This is a genomic window from Chryseobacterium sp. HNCC26DJ240, from assembly GCF_057180485.1.
Map to the genome: position 1 here is coordinate 316,883 of NZ_JBXUGK010000006.1, position 24,100 is coordinate 340,982.

Genomic DNA, 24,100 nt, shown 5'->3' on the forward strand with positions numbered 1-24,100 from the left:
TTACTGATTATCTTTTTGACTTTGATAGGATTTTATCCTATCCTTTATTAAATCGTCCCGTTGGGACTTTGCTATTCTCGTTTTAATTTTAAATTTTAAACCTTGAATTTTAAATTTTATCTACTGTAATACTGAATCTGCATATCTTTTGGATATTTCAATTCGTAGGAGAAATTAATTTTCTCTGATGCTCCGCTGTTGATTTTTCTGTTCCAAAGAATACTTCCTGTTTTATCGTCGTAGCTTCCGTCTCCGATATTTAAAGTTTTCACAGATATTTTATCATGCTGACTGATTGGCAACTGGTCTAAAATTTCAAGCTCAATATTTTCTTTAGTATTATTTCTGATACTGATTTCGAAAGATTCGATTTGGATTCTGTTGGAGCTCAATGTTTTCTCAGAAGTTTTATCTTCTATTTTCATGCGTTTTACCACAATTCTTTCATCAACACCCAGAGAAATCGGGAATTCATCTTTTACGTAATTGCTGGTAATATTGGTTTTTCCGATATAATTGTCTTCAAAATAAATATTCGCTTCACCTGAAATCAGATTGAGATTCTGCCAGTTTTTCACAAAAGCTATTAAGAAAACCTGATTATTTAATTTCGGAACAACATGATATTTATAAACAGATTCCACATTTTTCTTGTCTAAAATCACATACTGCTCTTTTTCCTGACTGAGAATGGTTTGACTATAATTTAATTCATACAAAACATTCATCTGGTTATCCGAAACCGTCGCCACAGGAATCTGACCCGGTGCAGCTTTTTCTTCTCTCATCTGATAAGAATTTGACATTTCAGCCTTTTTTAGCTTAGCATAACCTACCGTAACATCTTCATTATTATAAGCCGTATATTCTGCAACATAAAGTGGTGATAAAATCGGACGGTTTTGATTGTACGAAGGTCTGTAAGTAGAGACGAAAAGTTTGATATTACTCCAATCCTGTCCTGTTTTCTGGTAAATTTTGCCTTTGTAGACAATTTCCAGAGGCTTTTTGGTTGAAAGCGCACGCAAATCATAAGACGGAACCCAACCTGCGTTTGACACGATATAACTTACTCCAAGATTCAGATTCATTTCGTTTTCAGCTAAAATCTCAAGAATTAATTCTTTTCTGTTGTTGTTTTTATTGGTCTGTTCTTCAGAGAATTGTTTGTTGATTTTAGCAATGCTTTCATCCAGAACAGATCTTTGTTCATTGAGAATAAACACCTGATTATCAATTTCGAGCATTCTTTTTCTGTAAAATTCAGTCAGTTTAATCAGTTGATCCTGAGGTGTTGCTTTGTCGTTGGTAGAAACTTTTAGATTGTCATTAATAATATTCTGTTCGCCCGTGAGGTTTTTAATCTGAATATTTAAAAGATTTACCTGTCTCTGAAATTTCTTTCTTTCGTCATCCAGTTTCTTCTCGCCATCCGTCAGTTCATCACTTTTCAGATAATTGCTTTGAGGCGTGATGGATAAAAGTGTTGTGTTTTTCTCCAGATTGATTCTGTAGGTGTTTTCATCTAAATCATTGGGTAGATTAATGATTTTCACTGTGTTTTTACCTTTTTGAAGATTCACATTCGTGCTTCCGAAAACTTTAGCTCCCTGTAAAAAAACGGTGGCCTGTTTTACTTCGATTTCCTTTTTAATTTCCTGAGATTTAAAAAGTGAAATCATAAAAATGAGTATTACAATAGAATGTCGCATTGTTTATTATTTAAAGTTCTATAGTAAAATTACCCTGATTTTAAACCTGATTTTTGAAGACTTGGTAAACTGCCTTTTTCACTTGGTGGAAGTTTTTTAACTAAAAAAAGACAGCCATTTCTGACTGTCCAAAAAAACTAAAGAATTTCGTATTTTGTTTTGATACTGTATTTCAGCTTGATATTTTCGATGTTTTCGAAAGAATAATCGAGACTTTGGTCGGCTGCCTCCATCTGGATATTGGCTCTTGCACTTTTGTAAGCGACCGGGAGAATTGCATCACTCATATAATCTTCGATTTCTATTATTTCTGTTGGGTTTCCTGTTTTTTTATTGATGCTTCCCAAAAGATAATCTGCTTTCTCTTTAGCGGCTTTCAATGCATTGATTTTTACTGTCTTTCTGAAATCTGCAATCTTGGTATTTTTTACTTCCGCAATATTCAGATTGCTTACCCATTTTTGATTCAGCTGTTCAAAAAGGGCGCTCATATTGGTTTTAGCATTCACTTTAAACTGAAAACTCTTAGTAAACTTGGTGGTTTTAGAATACAAATTCTGATACATCGATTTGAATTTGATATCTTCGTTTTTCACACCATTATTTTTTAAAGTTTCAAACAAAAGTTTTTCGCTGTCTGCCAATTGGTTTTTGTTGTCGGCTTTTATTCCGATGTTAAAAATAATTTCATCCGGTTCTACTTCCATTTCGGCAACGCCCGTTACTTCAATTGTGTTTTTTCTAATTTCCTGAGCATTCACCAAACTTCCTGCTGCAAAAATTCCTGCTAATAAAAGGTGTTTCAATTTCATAATTGTTTTATTTTAAATTTCTAATGTAAAATTAGCCTGATTCAAAACTGAAAATATGAAGACTTGGTGAAATGGGGATTTGGCTTGGTGGAAAAGCATTAATCTACCAAAAGATGAAATCTGTCCTGCAATGCATTCATGTTTTTAAAATCAATCGGTTTCGCATCAATCTTTTGATTTTCAAAATAAAAACTGATGTTTCCTGTTTTTTCATTTTTCAATAATGAACTTTTAGAAATATTCTGTGTATCATCTTCAAGAATCAATTGATGATCAAAAGTAATTTCATAATGCAAAGCCCTCATTTTTTCGGATGACTTTTCCATTAAAATTAAATATTGGTCTTTATGAAAAAACATATATTGATAAGGACTTTCGGGAGAAGCCACTTGATAAGCTTTGTCAAAATGAAATGAATTTTGTTTAAAAACATCAATTCTTTTAACAAAATATGGCATTACGATTTTAATAAAAATAATGCCTAAAATAATGATTTTAACAAATGTTTTAAGAGGAAGAAATTTAGTCCGATCGAAAAGTGTTTTTGCAGGAAGACTGATTATTTTGAGCAAAAGTTCCCAACCGCTTTTTCGCAATAAAAATATATTCATAGCAAGCAAAATGAATGAGAAAAATTTAACAGAAATATCAAAACTCAAATTAATTATCAGAATTTGACAAAAGCATACAATCGCAAGCAATAATCCTAAATAATGACAGCGCTTGAACCATAATAAAATTCCAGAAAAAACCTCAATAGAACCTGTAATGGTATTGTATGTTTTGGAAGTTCCAATTGTACTCCAAAACAAAATATCTTTATCTAAATTTCCAAATCTTGTAAAAAGAATATTGGGTTCAGGTTCGGGAAACTGGGTTTTAAAAATTTTATCCAAACCATACTTTATAAGAATTATTGAAATATAAATCACGCAAAAATATTCAGTTATCAATAAAAACTTTTCAATCCATTTCTCCTTTAAACCAAAACTGAAAACTATGGATGTAAAAACCAAAATCAACAATAAAACCAGCATAGAAGCGCTGTCTGAGCTGTAATCTATTCTTACATTTCTTTTGTTGGAAACAATTTTTAAAATGAATTCCGTAAGATTTCCAAATAAAAAACGGGTAATTTTCAGCTGGAAATTATTCACAAAATCCAACGGAAAAAAGAGAATAAACTGAAGAAAGTAAGCACAAAAAAAAGTGCTTACTCTTTCTGATAAAAGCGGTTTAGTGAGCACTATTACGATATTTTCTATATACAAAAACAGAAGCTAGCACGGCAATGCTTAAAACCAAAACATAAAGAAATTCTTCTTTCGATTGTACTTTTTTAATTTCAGCTTTCTTTACTGTTCTTTTCGTAGAAATAGGTTTATATTCTTTCGTTTTCGAATCATATTTCAGAAAAACCGTGCTGTCGATGTCATTTTGAAAATGATAATCTCTTTTCAGTATTTTTTTTACTTCATCAATATTCTGATTTGAAAAAACCGGATGATTGTAAACCGTATCTCTGCCTGGCTTCCATTTTTCCAGATTTTCGCTTCTTCTGTTTTGGCAGAATCTTGAGGTAATCATTACACTTTTTTTGTCATCAATGATGATCACACTGTCCAATTTTGAATTGACAACATACCTTTCGGGAGCCATGCCAAGATTAGAATAATTGATATTCAAGCGGTTCTCAACAATACTTTTTTCAAAAAATTTTATATCGCCACTGTGGCTTTTGTAGGAAATAAGTTTGGTCTGAGCCAAAAAATGACCGCTCGACAATAGAAAGGAGATTTGAAAGAGGATAGATAAATTTTTCATGATAATTATTTTTAATTTATAAGACAAACTTAGGGTTATATAACGCATCGCCTTTTGTGAACTTGGTGAGTGATATTTTTCACTTGGTGGAAGTTATCGTAATTAAATATTTCTTATAAAATCGTAACGGCTTTTCAAAAACCCGTTACTTTTAAATCATAGAATTATTGTTTAACGATTCTTTTTAAAATCATATTTAATGCTCATATTAATCATATACTGAATTCCGATTTCCGGATCTTCATTATTGATAACCTTATCAAAACCATTGTAGGGTGCACTTTCGTAATAGAAAGTTTTGCCCTTTCTTTCCATTTTTTTAATCAAAAGATCGTTATTATTATAGCCTCTCATTAAATCAAAATCCGAACTTTCATAAGCGGTATATTGTTGATACTGTGAAGCCGGAAAAATATAGCCAAAACTCGAATTCATCGTTGGTGTTCCTATAACTTCTTTTTTAAATCTTTTAAAATAATCCTCTTTATTCTTATTAGCGATTTGGTTTGCCTCATCAGCAAGATCCTGATGAATTTTTTCGAGATCAGTATTTATATAATCAATTTTTATAATATCGTAAATTTGATATTCGGAAGCTTCGTTTATGATTTTTTCAATTTTTGAATGATCATTGGTTTTGATGATAATATTTTTCTTGATTTCAAAACCTTTTATTTTCTCACTGATGAGTTTTTTATCATCAGAAATGATCACATCATACACTTTGGTCTGGGAAATAAAATCCACATAAAAATCTTCTTTTTTAATACCTAAAGATGAAAGTTTTTTGGTGAAGCTCTGAATTCTGAAGCTCATGTTTTCAGAAGCTTTTTTTGGTGTTTCGGCTTCTTCATTTAATCCTAGCGTAATTTTGAAGAGGTCTGCTTTTTTATTCATTAAAACATTTACATTAATCACCAAAGTAGAATCTGTAGCATACAACTGCTTTTTTTCCGGGAGACTAACCCTATTGTTTTCATAGGAATTTTGGTTTCTGTATACTTGATTTCCCGAAATTTGCGCATTTCCTGATTCGAATATTAAAAGAAGTACGGCAATGATTAAAAATGATTTTCTTTTTAATAACTGATGTTTCATAATGATTAAGTTTAAAATTACTCTGCAAACTTAATCGCCTTGCGAAAGGCATTTATTTAAAACTTGGTGAATGATAATTTCCACTTGGTGAAAACAAAAAAAAGACAACCCAGCATGGAATTGTCTTAACTTTTTAAACAAAAAAATTCTATCTAAGGTAAAAAATAAACCTTCACAATTTTACCGTCTTTGATTTCATAAATAGCCGAGGCAACCACTTTTTCGCCTTTTCTCATCCCGGAAATACTTTCCTGATCGATGATGAAATTACCGTTTACAATTCTGTTTATAATCTCACAATGCAGCTCCGGAAGTTCCTGAAACATTTTAGAATAATCTCTCCGCATCGCATCTTTTCCTTTGCTCAGTAATTCATTTGGGAACATATATAGTTCTGCATCCTCGGAGTAAGGTTTTAGAAAAGCTTCTATATCTCTTGCGTTGTACCCGTCAACCTGTGCCTGAACGAGCTTTTCGGCAATTGATTTTGTGCTTTGAGCATGAATCATAAAATTCGCAAATAATAGAAAAACAATAAGATACAATTTTGATTTCATTTTCATTAGATTTTAGCTAAGCAAAATTAAACATTGAAAATCAAAAAAAGAAACTTCAACTTGGTGAATGCCAATTTTCACTTGGTGAATCATTTCTTGTACTTCAATTATATGTATATCTTTGTTTTATGAAATCCAGTCATCTCTTTTTTGCTTTTATATTGATGCTTTTTGGGAATAAAATGTATTCTCAAAACAGTGCTGTGGAAGAAGTCGTTACAGAAAGCAAAAAACTTAAAAAAGCGGTTGACACAAAAGACGAATCTGCCCAGGCCGACTCTTACTACAATATTGGCGAAACCTATTTTAAAAATGGAAATTTTGCCAAAAGCGAAGAGTATTTTTTTAAGTCAAAAAACATCTATGACAAGATGGATGATAAAAAAAATCTCGAAAAAGTTACCCGAAAACTCGCTCAATCTCAGGAAAGCCAGAATAAACTGAAAGCTGCTGCCTCCAATTACGAAGGAGCATCAAAAATAGGATATTCGAAGGCAAGCAAAAGGATGAATTCTAACGATGCATCGAGAGTTTCGACACCATCTTCAACATTAAGAGCAGAAGCTATTAAAAGCAATTTGGCCATCAGCGAAAAGGAAAATAATAAGGAAGATCTCGCCGCCAGCTACAGCCAAATGGCAGACGTAAACATCGAAGAAAACAACATTCCTAAAGCTGAAGAAAACCTTAATAATGCTTACAAAATTTCAAAAGAAGAAGCTCCGCAACAGGCTTTAGTCATTAACCAAAAATTAGCAAATATGTATGTTGAAAATAAAAATTTCGACAAAGCGATTGAGGTTAAAAAGAAAGTTCTGAAAGAAGATTTCGTAAAAGAAAATTCAAAAAAAGAAGTAGAGCAAATTCAGGAACTTGCCGATATTTACATTAAAAAAGATGATCCTAAAGAAGCCATCAATCTTCTCAAAAAATCTTATGGAATTGCTTTAGAAAAAGGGCATACTTTAGAAGCTCAGAAAAGTGTAAAAAGACTCGACAGTTTGTATCAGGTTTCCAAAAATATTGATGAATCCATCGTTTTATACAGAGATTTTCTTGGAAAATTGCCCGATTTGGTTTCAAAGGACAGGAGTTTGGTGGATGAAAAAATTCTGGAAGATACCGAACAAAAAATTCAACAGCTGGAGGAGGAAAAAAAGCTCAAAGACGAGCTAATTCACAAAAAAAACCTATTCAATTACAGTCTCATTGGAGCTTTAGCTATTTTAATTGGTCTCATATTTTTCATTTTTAGAACCTTGAAAAAAGTTCAAATTAAAAATAAAAAAATTGCTTTACAATCGCTTCGCCGTGAGATGAATCCGCACTTTATTTTTAACAGTTTAAACTCTGTAAATCATTTTATTTCAACCAATAAGGAACTGGAAGCCAACCAATATTTAACCAAATTTTCAAAATTAATGCGTGGCGTCATGGAAAATTCTAAAGATGATTTTATTCCGTTTCAGCAGGAACTGGATTTGCTTCAGAATTATTTAGCTTTAGAAAAAACCCGTTTCTCAGATAAATTTGATTACGAAATTGAAGTGGATGAAAGTTTAAATACTCAAAGTCTGAAAGTTCCGGGAATGTTGGTGCAGCCTTTTCTTGAAAATGCAGTTTGGCACGGCTTAAGATACCGAACCACAAAAGGTTTTTTAAAATTAAGATTTGAGAAATCATCTGAAAATCTGAAAATCACTATTGAAGACAACGGAATCGGCATCGAAGAAAGCAAAAAACAAAAAACCGAACACCAAAAAACCCGAAAAGGCCGTGGAATGAAAAATACGTTGGAAAGAATTGCATTGCTGAATGATTTATATAAGCAAAATATTGAGTGCAAAATCACAGATAAACCCGACTCTCAAGGTGTTTTTGTTGAAATAAAAATGAATTATTAAATTTACAAATGATGAAAAATTTATTACAATTTAAAGTTGTATTACTCTGTTTTTTATTTTTTAGAACATTGTTTTCAGCGCAAGAATATGATCAACAAAGGCAAGAAAGTGTTTTCAAGCAACTTGGTTTAGAAAAGACTAAAGTTCACAATGAATTATATGTAGAAAAGAAGATGCCCAATCAGGAAGATTCATATATCATTGTAGTTCCTGTTTTACAAGGTGAAGGTGAATTTGAATATGATGGATTTAACGTAAAGAACACGATTGTAATCACCAACAAAGAAGGACAAATAAAAATAAAATATGTAGATCCTACAGAATTTGGTTCAGACGCTATAATGCTGTCAGGTTTTACAATTGACACAGGGCTTTATAATCTAAACTCAAATACAAGAGCGTTCGGTATTTCCGCAAATTATACTGGAAGTAGCAGACCAAACCCTTATTATTCTTCGGATATATCTTTATTTATTCAAGATGGAGTAACCCTTAAAAAAATTCTAGAAAGCTACAATTTGAGAACCTTTTCCGGAGAATGGGACACCAATTGTTCTGGAGAGTTTGAAGAGAGTACATCTGTTATTATGATAGATCAGTCAAAAACAAACAGTTTTGCAAATCTTAAAATTAAAACAGAGACTTCCAAAATTTTAAATAAACCAACAAATGATGATTGCAAAGAAACCAAATCATCGAAAATTTCTTACAAAACCTTGAAGTTTTCTAAGGGTAAATATCAATAAATCTAAGCTCTAATTAAAACATAAAATGATAAAAAAAATAAATTTCTTACTTTTCATGTTGATTCTCATACACGTTTCAGCACAAAATCAAAATTTTTACGAATTTCAGTATAATTACAAAATGGGCGTTGTAGATGCTGAAGGGAATGAAGTTGTAGAACCCAACTATGATTGGAAACTTTACACTTTAAATCATAAGTCACCATTCTTTGTGTTAATGAGCAAAAGCTTAGATCCACTTATCGTTAATAAAGAAACTGGTAAAACTGAAACTATCAAATACATTACTGGAGCATACACAATTGACTTAGATAAAGCGCAGTACATTTACATTTACAACGAAAAAGATGGATTTTTGATGAATAATAAAAACCTGGAAGAAAGAATCCGACTGCCAAAAAAGTATGAGAATACATTACAGGAAGATGATTATTTGTTTGGAATTACGGGAAAAGGAAAAGCAGATGTAATTGCAAAAAACAATAGCTCTAAAATTTTAATGAATATTGATTATGAGAGTGTTGATGCATACTCTGATTCCAAATCAGGTAAAGTTTATGTGGTTCATAGTACAAAAGGCACAACTTTCTTTGACCAAAAATTCAACATATTATTTAAAAACAAAAATCAATTAAAAGATTTTGAAAAGATTGCTAATTTCTTAAAAACTAAAGGAATACAGATTACAGATAAGCCTTATGCAGCTACTGAAGCGACGATTGGAGATCCACCAGATTACCCGCATTTCAATTTAAAACAGGCAGAAGGACAGAAAGTTCTTTGTTACATTAGCGAATCCAAAACGTCACAATATGATTTGTTCACCTTTAACAGGAAAAATTATAAATTAAGTACAGATCGGTACAACAACGAATTAACGTTTTCACGAAATGAAGACAATCGGGTGTTTGATTATATTTCCTTTTATATTAATGCAAAAAACAAACAGATTTTGTTTCCAAAAAAATATTGGAATGCCATTGATTTAAGAGAAATTACTAACTAAAAAATAGAGCATGAAAATAAAAGCCGTAATCGTAGACGACGAACTCATTGCAAGAGAAGTTCTCAGAAATTACCTCACAAAATATTGTCCGCAGGTAGAGATTTTGGGCGAAGCGGAAAATATTAAAGAAGCAGTTCCTCTGATTGCTGAAAAGCAGCCACAATTGGTGTTTCTGGATGTTGAAATGCCTTTCGGAAATGCTTTTGATGTATTGGAAGCTACCAAAGAATTTTCCTACGAAACCATTTTTATTACAGCATTTTCTCAATATTCTTTGCAGGCTTTGAATAAATCTGCGAGTTATTATATTCTAAAACCAATCGATATTCAGGAATTGATTGTTGCGGTGAATAAAGTCGCTGAAAGCATTCAAAATAAAGAAGAGCTCAACAGGAATAAAATTCTTCTGGAAAATTTAAAATTAAAACCTGAAAAACAACAGCTTATTCTCCCAACTTTACAGGGATTTGATGTCGTGAAAACGGAAGATATTGTAAGACTTCAGGCCGATGGAAATTTCACTCAGGTCTATTTAACGGATGGTTCAAAGAAAATGGTTTGCCGGTTTTTAAAGCATTTTGACGATCTTTTAGAAACCCCTTTTGTGAGAGTTCACCGTTCTCATATCATCAATACGGGATTTGTGAAATCTTATCACAAAAGCGGAACAGCAACACTTTCCGACGAAACAGAAATTGAGGTTTCGGGTAGTTTTAAAGAGCAGTTTTTAAAAGTTTTTTCTTAGAATCTGAACTAAAGATTTTAAACCATTAAGATTTTTAATTGGTTAAGATTTTTTAAGAAAATCAGACAGATTTTATTAAGCATGCGCTTAAAGCGGAGCTCGACTTAATCATTCTAAACAACTTAATAAATCTTAATGGTTCAAATTACCACTCAAACCTCACAGGTTTTTTAAAAAAAAATTTTAATTGAGATTTTTATATTCTTTCCATTCCTGAAAGCGATGGTCAATCACCTGTTTCATCAAATCGTAGTTTTCGTAAGTATCTTCAATGTGATAAAAAGTTTCATATTCAGAATCACTTTCCTCGGCGATACTGTCGAAAATATTGATGTAATCTGTGGCAAATGAACTGTATCGATTTGCAAAATCAGTTTCGTCAACGTAATAATCTTTAGCGAAAGCATTTCCAAAATCATTCAGATCATCTTCAGAAAATTTTCCATCTAAAGCACTGATAATAAATTCGGCTCCGGTAATTTCACGTCTTTTTAAACTTTCAATTTCAATTTCATTATCTTCCTGCAATTCCTGCGAATGCAGATTATGATTAATGCACCAATTCAGAAACATTCCGGTATGCGTCGCACCGTTTTTTTGTGGAAGTCCATCGGGAAAATCTCCGCTGTAATGCCACGAAGCATCATCATATTTTGTCATGATATTTTATTATAGTTAAAGACAGTAGAATTCAAAGATATAAAAAATCATATTCTTTTGCTTGCTACAGAGATTTTCACTTCATTTGTAAGGAATTTTTTCAAAATTAAAAGCATGCAAAACGCAGTTCTTATCACCATTGGAGACGAAATTTTATCAGGAAATACCGTAGATACCAATTCAAATTTTATTGCAACAGAATTAAAAAACATTGGAATCAAAGTCTCTCAGATCATCACCATTTCAGACGAAATAGAAACCATAAAATCGACCATACAATCAGCTTTTGACATAGGTAATTTAATTATTACCACAGGCGGTTTGGGACCGACAAGAGATGACAAAACCAAGAAAGCAATTGCCGAATTTTTCAATGATGAAATCGCTTTGGATGAAACCACTTTTGCCCATCTGAAAGCGTATATGGAAAAAAGAGGCAGAATAGAAATTCTCGAAAGAAACCGCGAACAGGCTTTTGTGCCTACAAAATCAACTGTTTTTCAGAATCATTTCGGAACTGCACCGTGCATGATGATGGAAGAAAACGGGAAACTGCTTTTCAGTCTTCCAGGTGTTCCTTTTGAGGTAAAACCTTTGATTAAAGATCAAATTGTTCCTTATTTAAAAGATAAATTCAGTTTAAATTATCTTTCGACAAGGATTGTTTCGGTAGTTGGGATTCCAGAAAGTATTCTGGCAGATATAATTGAAGACTGGGAATTGGCTTTACCGCAGAACATCTCACTCTCCTATCTTCCCGTTGGAACCCGCGTGAAATTGAGAATCACAGCAAGCGGAAATGATGAAAACCAGCTTCACAGACAGCTTGAAGAAGAGATTCAGAAGCTTTTACCTTTAATAAAACCAAATGTAATTGCCACTTCTGAAGATAAGATTGAGAAAATTCTTGCTGAAATACTAGCTGAAAAAAAACTGACATTATCTACAGCTGAAAGTTGTACGGGAGGCGAACTTGCCCGATTAATTACCTCAAATCCCGGAAGTTCAAAGTATTTTTTAGGTGGAATAATCCCTTATGACACTCAGAAAAAAGTCGATATTTTAAAAGTAAAGAAAGAAACTGTTGATCAATTTACCGTTGTAAGTGAAGAAGTTGCGGCAGAAATGGCTTCCGGTTGTCAGAATTTGTTTAAAACAGATATTTCGCTTTCTACAACAGGAGTTGCAGGTCCCGGAAAAGGTGAAGACGGAAAAGATATCGGATTGGTGCATTATTCCATAAAAATTGGCGATAAAATTCACAGTTCAAAATTATTTATGCCTCATTTAGAAAGAGTAGATTTTATGAATTTTGTTTCGCAAAAAGTGATTCAGGATCTGGTTTCTATTTTAATTTCTGAATAGATCCCCAAAGTTTTTATTAAACATGAATTATTGCTTCAAAAAGGCGATAGCGCTTAGATAAGCAGAAATATATTACCGAAAAATTCTTGAAAATTTTAAAATAATTCCAATTTTAAGTAACAAAATTTAATGATAACAGACATATTGTACAAATTATAAAAAAATGAAAAAACTAACATTATCTTTAGTTCTTTTGGCCGGAACTTTTGCTGTACAGGCACAAAAAACGGTAAAACCTGTAGGAGAAAAAGGTTTGGAACTGAATTATATAGATAAAAATGTTCGTCCTCAAGATGACTTTTACAATTTTGTAAACGGAAGCTGGATGAAAACCGCAAAAATTCCTTCTGATAAACCAACGTGGGGAAGTTTCAATAAATTGGCAGATGATACAGATAACAACTCGATGACAATTTTGAATTCTTTACTGAAAGATAAATTTGCAGAGGGAAGCGAAGGCAAAAAAATCCAGGATTTGTATGCAACTTACATGAATATGGAGAAGCGTAATGCAGACGGAATAAAGCCTATTCAGGAGAACATCAGTAAAATTGATAAAATTAAAAACCTTACAGATCTTCAGAATTATTTGGCTTCTGTAACTAAAGAAGGTGAAAATAATTTCTACGGATGGGGTGTTTATTCTGACCTTAAAGATTCTAATATGAATGCTGTTTATCTGGGGGACGCTTCATTGGGAATGGGAAGAGATTATTATCAAAAAGTGGATGCTAAAAATACAGAAGCTTTAGCTGAATACGAAAAATACGTTGCTTCAATGTTGAAAGAATTGGGCTACAAAAATGCTGATGCCGCTGCAAAAGGAATTGTGGGCTACGAAAAAAGCATTGCAAAACATTTATTAACAAACGAGCAAAGCCGTGACAATACGCTTCAGTACAACCCAAAAACAATGGCTGAACTGAAAACTTTAGTGAAAAATGTAGACATTCCTGCATACCTAAAGAAAGTTGGAGTAAATACAGACCGGGTGATCATTGGAGAATTAGGATATTACAAAAACTTCGATCAGTTGGTGAGCGAGAAAAATCTTGCTGTCATTAAAGATTACTTAAAATTTCACATGATCAGCGGAAACGCTTCTTACCTGAGCGAAAAACTGGGTAATATGAAGTTTGCTTTCTATGGTAAATATTTAAGAGGTCAGCAGGAGCAGAGAGCTTTAAACAAGAGAGGTTTTGAGTTGATCAACGGTTCTTTGGGAGAAGCTTTCGGTAAATTGTATGTTGAAAAATATTTCCCTGCTGAAGCAAAAGCTCAGATGGTGGAATTGATCGATTATTTAAAGAAAAGTTTCGTTGTTCACATCAACGGATTAAGCTGGATGTCTTCTACGACTAAGGTTAAAGCTTTAGAAAAATTAAACAAATTCACAGTAAAAGTAGCTTATCCAGACAAATGGAAAGATTATTCTAAACTGGTTATCACTTCAGAAGCTCAAGGTGGAAATTTATACAAAAACCTTCAAAACGTTGGAGAATGGCAGTATAGCAAAGATTTGGCAAAAATCGGTAAGCCGGTAGATAAAACCGAATGGGGAATGACGCCACAAACAGTAAATGCTTACTACAATCCTGTAAACAACGAAATCGTTTTCCCTGCAGCAATCCTTCAGCCGCCTTTCTTTAATCCTAAAGCTGATGCAGCGGTAAACTTTGGTGGAATCGGTGCGGTAATCGGTCACGAAATGAGTCACGGTTTTGATGACTCTGGAGCGCAGTTTGATGCAGACGGAAACCTTGTTGACTGGTGGACGCCGGAAGATAAAGCGAATTTCGAGAAAGCTACAAAATCTTTGGCTGCACAATATGACAAATATGAGCCTGTGAAAGGAACTTATGTAAACGGAACATTTACCAACGGTGAAAACATTGCAGATTTAGGTGGTGTGAACATTGCTTATGACGCTCTTCAAATGTATCTGAAAGACAAAGGAAATCCCGGAAAAATCAGTGGTTACACACAGGATCAGAGATTTTTCTTGAGCTGGGCAACAGTTTGGAGAACTTTATCAAGCGAAAAATACATGATCAACCAAGTGAAGACAGATCCGCATTCTCCTGGATATTTCAGAAGTTTTGGTCCGCTAATCAATGTTGATGCCTTCTACAAAGCATTTGACGTGAAAAAAGGAGACAAATTGTACAAAACTCCCGAACAGAGAATTAAAATTTGGTAATATAATTTGAGTCGCTCAGAAATGGGCGACTCTTTTTATTTTCAGTTGGATAATAATTTTGAAGCTGTAGAATTTTTAACAAAAATAATGTAATCAAAATCTTCTGAAAGATTTCCGGAATCATGGTCTTTCTTATGTATCGCAGCGCCCACCGTTCTGTATTCGATTTTGTTTAATAGCTTCTTAGCCAGCTTATTATTTTCTTTTTTAATGCTTTTCAAATCTAAAATGAATAGTGGAATGTCAAACGAATTTAAAATATCTTCTATTGAGTTCGCAGAATTTTTCTCTATAAAAACAGGTTTTACTTTTTGGTCTTTCAAGTCAACAATAGAATTGTGGCCTTCATAGAAAAACGTCCCTACACTGATGTATTCATCTTTAAGTTTTTCCTCTAAAAATTTCCCTGTTTCTTTTGCTTCTTTTTTGATGTGATTATTGTGAGCCCAGATAACGAAGGCAGATTCCGGATATTTATCCTTTAGCCATAAAATATTTTCTGCCATATATTTTGTTCGGGCCCAATAGGAATTATTCAGATACTGGTCTAAAAGAACGACATTCTGCAGAAACCAGGACTTATCTTTTTCATCTTCTATTTTTGAAGAAAGTACTTTAATCTTGCCAAGCTTATCTAAAGCTTCAGTTCTCATACTCTCCTTCTCTTTGAGTTGCTTCTTATCAATCTTACTGTATGCGTTAATTTTTTTCAAAAAGTCTATCAAATCATCAAGAGGAATTTTATATTTATTCATCAGTATTGTGAGCTGCGTAACCGAACCCCTATAGTTCTGGTTATCAAAACCGCTGAATGTTATTTTTTGATATAGGTATCGTTGTACACTTTCATCCATTCCATCATATTCAGAATTTCCTGTGTCTGATAAATCCAGGCATTGATATTCATCAAATACGTTTTTCCTGTTCTTTCCCCTTTTATAAGGTAGTCATTAACAAGATATGAATTTGGCATATCTGCTTCGATAGAAAAAATACCTCCACTGTTCTTCTTTAAAATATATCGGGTCAGTTTATCTTTAATCTTAAAAATTTCTGCCGAACCATGCGAAGCTTCTCCCAATCCAACAAATTTAGAATTTGAAAAAAATTTATTGAAGACTAAAGAATCTTCTTTGAAACCAATTTCCGGCTCATAAGTCTGTAGAGGATAAATAAAATTTCTCAGATATTTATTTTCATCAGGCGAGATTGGTGAACTCTGTTTTGAAGACTGTGAAAAAGTGAAAACAGTTGTAAAAGTGATGATAAAAAGAACGATTTTATTTACTAAGTACATTAATTTTAATTTTTGTAAAATTAAATTTTAATTCTCTTACAGATGTATTAATAAAAATGAAATTAGAGTTAAAAATTTTATAAAAATCACTGTAAGAACAAGCGTTGAAAACAATAAATTAATATCATTTAAGTCCATAAATTTTAAATTTTGTTTAAATTAGTGCTTTGTTTTGAAGCGTCATGTGGGAACTTTATTTAATTCTAAGTATTTTAATCGTACTATTTTCTGTACTACCCAAAATTCCAAGTTCTTACTGGATTTTCAGGGTTCCGGATTTTGGTAAAATTCAGGTTTTCGTCATCGCAGTTCTTACTTTTGGACTGGGATTTTTTCTTGAAAAAGATTTAACATGGAAAATATTTCAGGGAATTCTGTTGTTGCTCATTATTTTTCACGGAATTGTTTTGATAAAATACACTCCAATCTACCCTATCAAAGCACACAAACCATCTGATAAAGCTTCAAAACCAATTCAGTTTATTTCCGCAAATGTTTATCAGTTTAATACAGATTTTAAACAGTTTATTGATCTCATTAATCACTGTAAACCCGATGTTTTCCTCACAATGGAAAGCAATGGAGACTGGGAAAATGCGATGAAAGTTCTAGAAAAAGACTTTCCTTACCATCATAAAGTAACTTTGGAAAATACTTACGGAATGCATTTTTATTCTAAATTTGAAATTTCTGAATCTAAAACCCACTTTTTTGTAGCTGATGATATTCCCAGTATTGAAGCACATCTGAAAACTGAAGACGGTTTCGAATTTGTATTTTTTGGTGTTCATCCGCCTCCGCCGAGTCCGACTGAAGAGAAAACATCCAAAGAAAGGGACGGCGATCTTTTAAGTACGGCAAAAAGAGTACAGGAAATTCACAAACCAGTAATTGTTGTAGGAGATTTCAATAATGTTGCTTGGTCAAAATCATCCATATTATTTAGGAAAACAAGTGAATTGATTGATCCCAGAATTGGCCGAGCTTTTATTTCCACGTTTCATGCGAAATACAGATTTTTCCGATTCCCAATTGATCTGATGTTTCACAGTGAAGAAATTTTTATTGAAGATTTAAAAACACTGGATAATTTTGGTTCAGACCATCTTCCTGTTTACTGTAAGTTCAAAATTGATCACGTGAATGATGATCAGGAAGAAAGAATAGATTCTGCAGATGCCGAAGAAAAAGCCGAAGCCGAGGAAATGATTGAAGAAGGAAAAAAAGAAGATGGTGAAAGAGATGCCATCGTTACCGAATAAAAACATAAAAACCTGATTGATGAATCAGGTTTTTTAATGATAATTTTTAAGTATTATTCAGCTTTTAAGTATTATTCAGCTTTGTTGAATTTTAAAAGTAACAAACTATCCTGATAAAGCTCTAAGCTGGAATCTGTTACTACATATTTATTTACTTTCTGTAAAGCACCAAGATAGTTGCTTTCAACACTCATATTTTCGCAAGCCATTTTTGTTGAACCCACTCCTGAAGGGGTAAAGGTTCCTGACTGTGCATCCATAGCCACAGTTCCGAAAAATCTGTTGCATCCACCATTTCCGTTGATTTTACTGCCCTCAATATTTAATGTTGGTACAGTTCCTTTTACTTTATCAGCCAAAACCCATTTTGTATTGGCGATAGAAGCCTGCGTTTTTCCCACTTTTGATGAAGAAGAACTTCCGCCCATCGTTCCACAGGAAACAATTGTTGCAGCAGCTAAAATTCCTAAGATATAATTTTTCATTTTTTAAAATTTATTGATTCAAATTTAGGCAAAATAAATTATCTGCCCGAATTTAGTTGATTAAATCATCCTCGTCTTTCACTTCCAAAATATATTCCAGACCGTCGATGGCGCGGGAAATAATTTGATTTTTTAAAACTCCCGCCATATTATCCCAATATCTTTTGCCGTAGAAAGCATAATTCTGTGGGATAATTGTAATCTGGACTGTTCGGATGAAACCTTCTTTTGGCTTACTGCTGATCATGGTTCCGCGCGTCACCCGAATTTCCTTCAGTTCATCTTTCAGCACCATTTCACAATAGTTTTTCACATCCTGAATGGTAATAATTTTGTCTGTGGATGTCAAAGCAAATTTAAAAGCCTGAATGCTGTCTGTTCCGGTCTGCTCTTCTGTCCCTCCCAAACTTTCTGTGAGAAGCGTCATAAACTGTGATTTTTTCTGATTGGAAAGTTCAGTTCCCGGTCTCATTTGATTGGCTAAAGTACAGTTGGTGTACCAAAAAGCCGCAAAAGTATGCTTTGAATTTTCCAAAGGCTCAAGAATCACGTAATTAAAATCCTGTCTCGTATTTTGTCTTACGTTATTTATTTTCTGCATCATCGTTTTCATTTGACCGGAAATTTCGTTGAGAACCGTTTTCACATTGTCTCTGTTTAAAAGAGAAAATGCCGTGATTTCGTCTCTTGTCAATTCAAGAACATTGGCAATCATATCGACAGCATTTCTGTTGTTGAAACGCTCCATTCCGCCTTTTCTTACGGTATAAAGTCCTTTTTTCAAATGATCATTCGGAGTAAACGGAATTTCCTGATAATAATTTCCGTCGCCGTCCTGCACTTCATCTACGTAAAGAAAATGTTCTCCGACATCGGTAATGAGAGGAATATTATTTCCCATCACGTCGAGACTGTATTCAGTTTTTTTCCATCCTCTGTTGTATACTGGAAAAGCGTTTAAAACAAAGGAAAAATTATCCAAAATCTCAGCAGTGAACTGTGGTGGAAATTTTATGGTCAGCCAAAGCATATTTTTACCTGAAACAAAATTCTGCAAAGATTCCAATTCAGATAAATGCTGAATTTCCTGAGGAAGTACATTTTCAAGCAAAAGTTTATCTGAAAGTCCGGTAATTTCTATAAATTTCTGTTCGTAAATATTCTTAAGTGAAGTTTTAATTTTAGTTCTGATCGACTGCTCGTTAAAGATTTCTTCATAACCCTGATATGAAACATTCTTCTCATAGGAAAGACCGCCACGCACGGCAATTTCGTTTCCATTGGAAGTAATTTCGGTAAACGGTAAAAGTTTAAAAACATAATCCAAATGCTCAAAAGAAGGATTTGAACAGTAAAGACTCAAATGTTTGGGAAATTTTTCGTTTTTAAGCTGGCTTGCGTCGATTCCAATTGTAATCTTTCTATAATCCTCGATCTTTCCCTGAATTCTTCCCATCGGAATTTTATTGAGCTTTTCGTCTATGCCATAACAGGTGTTCCCAACGATCATCACCGAAGTCTGCAGTTTGTTTAAAACAACAGAATCTATCGGTGTAAACGGAATGCTTACCTGTCTGTCAGACTCGCCTTTTATGCTGGAAGCAATTGTTTTCTTGAAAAAAAACTCGGTATGCTCCCATAGTTTTTCTGAAATTTCAGAAGGGTTCACAAACGCAATCGCATGTGCGGGAAAAGGATGGGTGTAAATATTTGGGGTAAGAAGTTTAGACAGTTTCTCCAGAATTCGGCTGTTCACCGACTGTACTTCGTTGTTGGTTTTAAATATTTCGGTACTGAAAGCATCGATCAGCAATTTCACAAAAGGATCCAGCGATTGCGGACTTTTTACACCCCAGATTTTGGTGGCGTTCTGCAACATTCGTGCTTTTACAGATTCTTTTGAATATATATTTTGATCCAGATTCATAAATGTTTTTGAAAAAAATTAAAAATAATTAAACAGAAGAAGCCTTAGTCAATAGACATTGGGCTGAGAAAAATTTCGGTGGCAAAACTGTAGCGCTCGCCACTTGCCTCCATGCGGGCATTGACAGCAATTTTCACCTTCTTTTTGATTTCTGTATGCTCTTTGGTATCGTAATTATGCTCTACAAATTCGAGGTGAGCATCTACTTTTGCATCTACAATTCTAGGTTCGTAGACTCTGATCTGCTGTCTGAGACTGTTGATAAAAATGGTTTCCCACATTCCGGAGCTTACGCCGTTATCAAATTCGAGATTCCAGACTTCGTTTCCGTAGTTGTCATCATAACGGTTTTCGCCTTTTTTTGTAGTAATCAAAAGCATGATGTTGTGGGCAATACTTTCGGCTTCATCGCATGTATCCACACTTCCGCCCTCTACCATCAAACTGTCCGGAGAAAAGGGCATTCTGTAATTGGTTTTATCCATAAACTGACTTCATATTTATTAAGGAATTGGTTATACCAAAATAAACATTTTTTATGAAAAATCAAACATCCTTTTTGCTGGAATTGATGAAGTAATAAATGGGAAGACCAATCAGCACCAAAAGCAGTCCGGGCCACGTGTACTGGGTTTTAAAAAATAAAAGCAATACACAAAAAGCAGTCCCAATCACCAGATAAACAAGCGGTGTCACAGGATAAAGCCATGTTTTGTATGGTCTTTCAAGATCAGGCTTTTTAAATCTTAAATAAATCACCCCGAAAACGGTAATCATGTAGAAAAGAACGATTACAAATGAAATCATATCAAGCAGATTTCCGTACTGACCGCTCAGACAAAGAACGCTCGCCCAGACTCCCTGCATCCACAAAGCATTTTCCGGCACCTGATTTTTGTTGTTTTCGGAAGCCGATTTAAAAAACATTCCGTCTTTTGACATGGTCTGAAAAACTCTCGCACCTGATAAAATAAGTCCGTTATTACAGCCAAATGTTGAAATCATTACAAGCAAAGCGATAATCAATGTTCCTGTGTTTCCGAAAATTGCTAATGCAGAAGAAACTGCTACTCTATCATCCGCCGCAAAAGCAATTTGATCTCTCGATAAGGTTGAAAGATACACCAAATTAACAGCGAGATACAAAACCATCACAGCGGAAGTTCCGAAAATCATTGACCTTACAACATTTTTCTTTGGATTTTCAATTTCACCTGAAACGAAAGTCACGCTTTCCCAAGCCACAGAACTGAAGACTGCACCCACCATCGCCGATGCGATTCCGCCAAAAAGCGTCAATCCGGAAACTGATTTCCAGCCGGTCTGAAGGAAATTTCCTAAAGAATCTTTTTCTAAATTGTTAAATGCTTCAAATCCAAAACTAAAATTTTCAGTGAAAAAACTGTTTTTAACTAAGAAAATCCCGGCAACAATAATTCCTATTAAAGCTAAAATTTTGGATCCTGTGAAAAGGTTTTGTAAAAATTTACCGCTTTCCACACCTTTTGTGTTGATAAAAGTAAGAAGCATAATGACAAAAATTGCCAAAATCTGAATGTAAGTAATTTTAAATTCCCCCTGCTGAAAAATGGGTTGAGCGTTATTTAAAGCGGGAATCAGATACGCTGTAAATTTCCCGAAAGCTACCGCCACTGCGGCAATTGTTCCGGTTTGTATTACTGAAAAAAGTCCCCATCCGTATAAAAAACCGATTCTTCTTCCGAAGATTTCTTTTAAATAAACGTACTGTCCGCCGGCTTTAGGAAATATCGCTGACAGTTCGCCATAGCTGATTGCTGCTGCCACCGTCATCACACCGGTGATAATCCAGACGATTACGAGCCACCAGCCGGAGCCGAGATTCCTCATGATATCTGAGCTGACGATAAAAATTCCGCTTCCGATCATTGAACCCATCACGAGCATGATGGCGTCCCAAAGTTTTAGTTTTTTCTGCATTTAGTTTTGTAAAACGTAAATATAATTAAAAGTTTAGTGTTTAAACATAAAAAAAGACTGCTCTTGCGAACAGTCTTGTATTTAAATATGAATCTTATTGCTAAGACCTCAATTCTGCATTGAATTCTTTCTGGAAAGATTTAATTAAAGAATCCATCACAGAAGCAATTTCTTTTTCTTCCAAAGTTTTTTCTTCATTTAAAAGTTCAAAACTCATGGCGTAAGATTTCTTGCCTTCCGGAAGGTTTTTCCCATCATAAACGTCAAAAAGATTGATGTTTTTGATATACGGCGACTTATTCTTTTTCGCAGTCTGATAAAGATCCTGATACTGAACATTTTTATCAATCAGCAAAGCCAAATCTCTTCTGATTTTGTTGAATTTAGGAATATCTTTAAATTTAAGTTCGTTTTCAGATCTTAATTTTTGAGCCAATTCCAGTTCGATTTCTGCGTAGAAACAATCCTGATCGATGTCAAAATCTTTCAGCATTTGAGGAGCTACTTTTCCTATTCTCACTAAAGTTTTTCCATCAACCTCATATTCCAACGCATCAGAAAACCTTTCGTCAGATGAAGCAATCTCTTTGTAATCAATCGATAATTTTTCAAGTAAAACTTTTACATAAGCTTTCAGATTATAGAAATCTGTAGCAGATTTTGGCTGAAGCCAGTTTTCGGCAACATTTCTTCCTGAAACTAAAACCGCAAGCTGTTTTCTCTCTTCGTATTTCTCCTTTTTATGGTAGATCTTACCAAATTCGAAAAACTTAATGTCCTGATTTTTTCTGTTGATATTGTAGATTGCATTCTGCAAAAGTCCTTCCAGTAAAGACTTTCTCATAAATGCCAAATCGTTGCTAAGAGGATTTAATAATTTTACAGCATCTGTTTCATCTTTTACGGAAGTCAAAGAATTGTTCATTACTTCGTTGAAACCTAAGCTCTGAAGCGTTCTTGCCCAAGAGTTTTCAAGCTCGTCCTGATCTTTTGCATTCAATTTTACAGGTGTAAACGAAATTTTTTGCGGAGCATCAATTTTATTGTAACCGTATATTCTTAAAAGTTCTTCTATTATGTCGATTTCTCTCGTCACATCGGCTCTGTACGCAGGAACTGAAACTTCAAAACCATTTTGAATTTCATTTAAAACCTGAATATCAAGTGCTTTTAAAATCTCTTTTACTTTTTCTCTGTGAATTTTTGTTCCTAAAATCTGCTCGATTTTTGAGAATCTGATGATCACATAACTGTCTTTGATTTTCTCAGGATATTCCTCAAGAATTTCACCAACCAACTTACCTTCAGCTAATTCAGAGATTAATTTCACAGCGTGAGTAAGTGCAGTTCTGGTAATATTCGGATCAACACCTCTTTCAAATCTGAATGATGCGTCGGTATTCAAACCGTGTGCTTTTGCAGCTTTTCTTACTGCTACAGGATTGAAATAAGCACTTTCAAGGAAAATTGTTTTTGTTTCTGCGGAAACACCAGAATTTAAACCTCCGAAAACTCCGGCAATACACAAAGGCGTATCATTTCCGTCTTTTATGATGATTTCTGAACCGTTTAAAGTTCTTTCCACACCATCCAAAGTTGTGAATTTTGTTCCTTCGGCAACGGTTCCTACTTTTACTTTTTTGCCTTCAATTTTGTCAGCATCAAAAGCATGAAGCGGCTGACCAAGCCCATGAAGAATATAATTGGTAATATCAACAATATTATTGATTGGGCTCAAACCGATGGCTTTCAATCTGTTTTTCAACCAAGATGGTGATTCCGCAACTTTCACGTTTTCAACTACAGCTCCGATATATCTTGGTGTAAGTTCTGTATTTTCAACTTCTAAGCTGAAGCTGTGCGAACCTTCGTTATTCAACACTTCAGAAGAAACCTTATTGAATTCCGATTTTTGCTGGTTGGTTGAAAGATAAGCAAAAAGGTCTCTGGCAACACCATAATGCGACATGGCGTCAGTTCTGTTTGGCGTTAACCCAATTTCGAATACTTCATCATTTGAAATATCAAAATAGTCTGCAAATTTTTTCCCTACTTCATATTTGGTTTCGTCTAAAACCATGATGCCACCGTGGTCTTCGCTCAATCCCAACTCATCTTCAGCACAAATCATTCCCTGGGAAACTTCCCCACGGATTTTTGCTTCTTTGATTTCAAAAAAACTTCCGTCTTTGGCGTAAATTTTTGTTCCCACAACTGCTACCGGAACTATTTGCCCTTCTGCAACATTAGGAGCACCACAAACAATATTCAAAATTTTGCCAGTGCCTACATCAACCGTCGTTTTGTTGAGCTTGTCTGCATTTGGATGCTTTTCGCAGGTTAAAACCTTCCCTACTACAATTCCTTCAAGGCTTCCTTTAATGCTTTCAATTTTTTCTATTCCTTCTACTTCAAGACCAATATCTGTAAGAAATTCACCGATTCTTTCGGTTTTAATATCTGTTTTGATGAAATCCTGAAGCCAGTTGTTTGATATTTTCATTAATGATGAATTTAAAATTTAAGCTTTAAAAAAAGAAT

General features: G+C 33.8%; 21 protein-coding genes. 7 read left to right on the forward strand and 14 right to left on the reverse strand.

Annotation, left to right across the window (positions count from 1 at the left end):
* Positions 1–116: 116 nt before the first annotated feature.
* The 6 genes from AC2A1G_RS13940 to AC2A1G_RS13965 all read right to left on the reverse strand — a co-directional run bounded on the left by AC2A1G_RS13940 (position 117) and on the right by AC2A1G_RS13965 (position 6,003).
* The gene (locus tag AC2A1G_RS13940; RefSeq protein ID WP_484047521.1) at positions 117–1,682 is read right to left on the reverse strand and encodes a DUF4139 domain-containing protein; all 1,566 of its coding nucleotides are present in this window, start codon (positions 1,680–1,682) and stop codon (positions 117–119) included.
* A 167-nt stretch (positions 1,683–1,849) separates the two neighbouring features.
* The gene (locus tag AC2A1G_RS13945) at positions 1,850–2,524 is read right to left on the reverse strand and encodes an SIMPL domain-containing protein (protein ID WP_484047522.1); all 675 of its coding nucleotides are present in this window, start codon (positions 2,522–2,524) and stop codon (positions 1,850–1,852) included.
* Between the two features lie 98 nt (positions 2,525–2,622).
* Positions 2,623–3,771 (reverse strand): hypothetical protein, encoded by a 1,149-nt coding sequence (locus AC2A1G_RS13950; protein WP_484047523.1) that lies wholly within the window; start codon positions 3,769–3,771, stop codon positions 2,623–2,625.
* Positions 3,761–4,348: a hypothetical protein gene (locus tag AC2A1G_RS13955; protein ID WP_484047524.1), complete on the reverse strand. Its 588-nt coding sequence runs from the start codon at positions 4,346–4,348 to the stop codon at positions 3,761–3,763. Before AC2A1G_RS13955 ends, AC2A1G_RS13950 begins: the two co-directional genes overlap by 11 nt.
* Positions 4,349–4,519: 171 nt before the next feature.
* Positions 4,520–5,446: an SIMPL domain-containing protein gene (locus AC2A1G_RS13960; RefSeq protein WP_484047525.1), complete on the reverse strand. Its 927-nt coding sequence runs from the start codon at positions 5,444–5,446 to the stop codon at positions 4,520–4,522.
* A gap of 152 nt (positions 5,447–5,598) precedes the next feature.
* Complete coding sequence (locus AC2A1G_RS13965) at positions 5,599–6,003, reverse strand: nuclear transport factor 2 family protein (RefSeq protein ID WP_484047526.1); 405 nt, start codon at positions 6,001–6,003, stop codon at positions 5,599–5,601.
* 182 nt (positions 6,004–6,185) lie between these two features.
* On the opposite strand from AC2A1G_RS13965, the gene AC2A1G_RS13970 reads away from it, so the two are divergent.
* Genes AC2A1G_RS13970 through AC2A1G_RS13985 form a run of 4 tightly spaced genes read left to right on the forward strand, consistent with a single transcriptional unit; the run spans position 6,186 to position 10,404 of the window.
* Entirely contained in the window at positions 6,186–7,907 is a 1,722-nt protein-coding gene (locus AC2A1G_RS13970) for a sensor histidine kinase (RefSeq protein WP_484047527.1), read from the forward strand.
* 11 nt (positions 7,908–7,918) lie between these two features.
* On the forward strand, positions 7,919–8,653 hold the full coding sequence (locus AC2A1G_RS13975; protein WP_484047528.1) for a PA3715 family protein: 735 nt from the start codon (positions 7,919–7,921) through the stop codon (positions 8,651–8,653).
* Positions 8,654–8,678: 25 nt separating this feature from the next.
* Positions 8,679–9,659 (forward strand): hypothetical protein, encoded by a 981-nt coding sequence (locus AC2A1G_RS13980; RefSeq protein ID WP_484047529.1) that lies wholly within the window; start codon positions 8,679–8,681, stop codon positions 9,657–9,659.
* 10 nt (positions 9,660–9,669) lie between these two features.
* A complete protein-coding gene (locus tag AC2A1G_RS13985; RefSeq protein ID WP_484047530.1) occupies positions 9,670–10,404 on the forward strand; it encodes a LytR/AlgR family response regulator transcription factor in 735 nt (244 codons plus the stop codon).
* 183 nt (positions 10,405–10,587) lie between these two features.
* Here the strand turns inward: AC2A1G_RS13985 and AC2A1G_RS13990 are convergent, their stop codons facing one another.
* Entirely contained in the window at positions 10,588–11,064 is a 477-nt protein-coding gene (locus AC2A1G_RS13990) for a DUF7832 domain-containing protein (protein ID WP_484047531.1), read from the reverse strand.
* Positions 11,065–11,178: 114 nt separating this feature from the next.
* On the opposite strand from AC2A1G_RS13990, the gene AC2A1G_RS13995 reads away from it, so the two are divergent.
* Both AC2A1G_RS13995 and AC2A1G_RS14000 read left to right on the forward strand, forming a co-directional pair.
* Positions 11,179–12,429 carry a CinA family nicotinamide mononucleotide deamidase-related protein gene (locus tag AC2A1G_RS13995; RefSeq protein ID WP_484047532.1) on the forward strand — a complete coding sequence of 417 codons (1,251 nt, stop codon included), beginning with the start codon at positions 11,179–11,181 and terminating at the stop codon, positions 12,427–12,429.
* 163 nt (positions 12,430–12,592) lie between these two features.
* Positions 12,593–14,629 (forward strand): M13 family metallopeptidase, encoded by a 2,037-nt coding sequence (locus tag AC2A1G_RS14000; protein ID WP_484047533.1) that lies wholly within the window; start codon positions 12,593–12,595, stop codon positions 14,627–14,629.
* 41 nt (positions 14,630–14,670) lie between these two features.
* Here AC2A1G_RS14000 and AC2A1G_RS14005 read toward each other — a convergent pair whose 3' ends face one another.
* Positions 14,671–15,483: an erythromycin esterase family protein gene (locus AC2A1G_RS14005; RefSeq protein WP_484047534.1), complete on the reverse strand. Its 813-nt coding sequence runs from the start codon at positions 15,481–15,483 to the stop codon at positions 14,671–14,673.
* Positions 15,444–15,926: an erythromycin esterase family protein gene (locus AC2A1G_RS14010; protein ID WP_484047535.1), complete on the reverse strand. Its 483-nt coding sequence runs from the start codon at positions 15,924–15,926 to the stop codon at positions 15,444–15,446. The genes AC2A1G_RS14005 and AC2A1G_RS14010 overlap by 40 nt, the downstream gene beginning before the upstream one ends.
* A gap of 182 nt (positions 15,927–16,108) precedes the next feature.
* Here AC2A1G_RS14010 and AC2A1G_RS14015 point away from each other — a divergent pair, with 182 nt between their 5' ends.
* Positions 16,109–17,188, forward strand: coding sequence for an endonuclease/exonuclease/phosphatase family protein (locus AC2A1G_RS14015; RefSeq protein ID WP_484047536.1), 1,080 nt, complete (start codon positions 16,109–16,111; stop codon positions 17,186–17,188).
* A gap of 71 nt (positions 17,189–17,259) precedes the next feature.
* On the opposite strand, the gene AC2A1G_RS14020 is transcribed toward AC2A1G_RS14015, so the two are convergent.
* From AC2A1G_RS14020 to pheT, 5 genes are all read right to left on the reverse strand, one after another.
* Entirely contained in the window at positions 17,260–17,673 is a 414-nt protein-coding gene (locus AC2A1G_RS14020; protein WP_484047537.1) for an META domain-containing protein, read from the reverse strand.
* A gap of 52 nt (positions 17,674–17,725) precedes the next feature.
* Positions 17,726–19,600 (reverse strand): type VI secretion system baseplate subunit TssF, encoded by a 1,875-nt coding sequence (locus AC2A1G_RS14025; protein ID WP_484047538.1) that lies wholly within the window; start codon positions 19,598–19,600, stop codon positions 17,726–17,728.
* A 44-nt stretch (positions 19,601–19,644) separates the two neighbouring features.
* Positions 19,645–20,085, reverse strand: a complete 441-nt coding sequence (locus AC2A1G_RS14030; protein ID WP_262152388.1) for a GPW/gp25 family protein — start codon at positions 20,083–20,085, stop codon at positions 19,645–19,647.
* 61 nt (positions 20,086–20,146) lie between these two features.
* Entirely contained in the window at positions 20,147–21,559 is a 1,413-nt protein-coding gene (locus AC2A1G_RS14035) for an APC family permease (protein WP_484047539.1), read from the reverse strand.
* A gap of 100 nt (positions 21,560–21,659) precedes the next feature.
* Positions 21,660–24,062 (reverse strand): phenylalanine--tRNA ligase subunit beta, encoded by a 2,403-nt coding sequence (gene pheT, locus AC2A1G_RS14040; RefSeq protein ID WP_484047540.1) that lies wholly within the window; start codon positions 24,060–24,062, stop codon positions 21,660–21,662.
* Between the last annotated feature and the right edge of the window lie 38 nt (positions 24,063–24,100).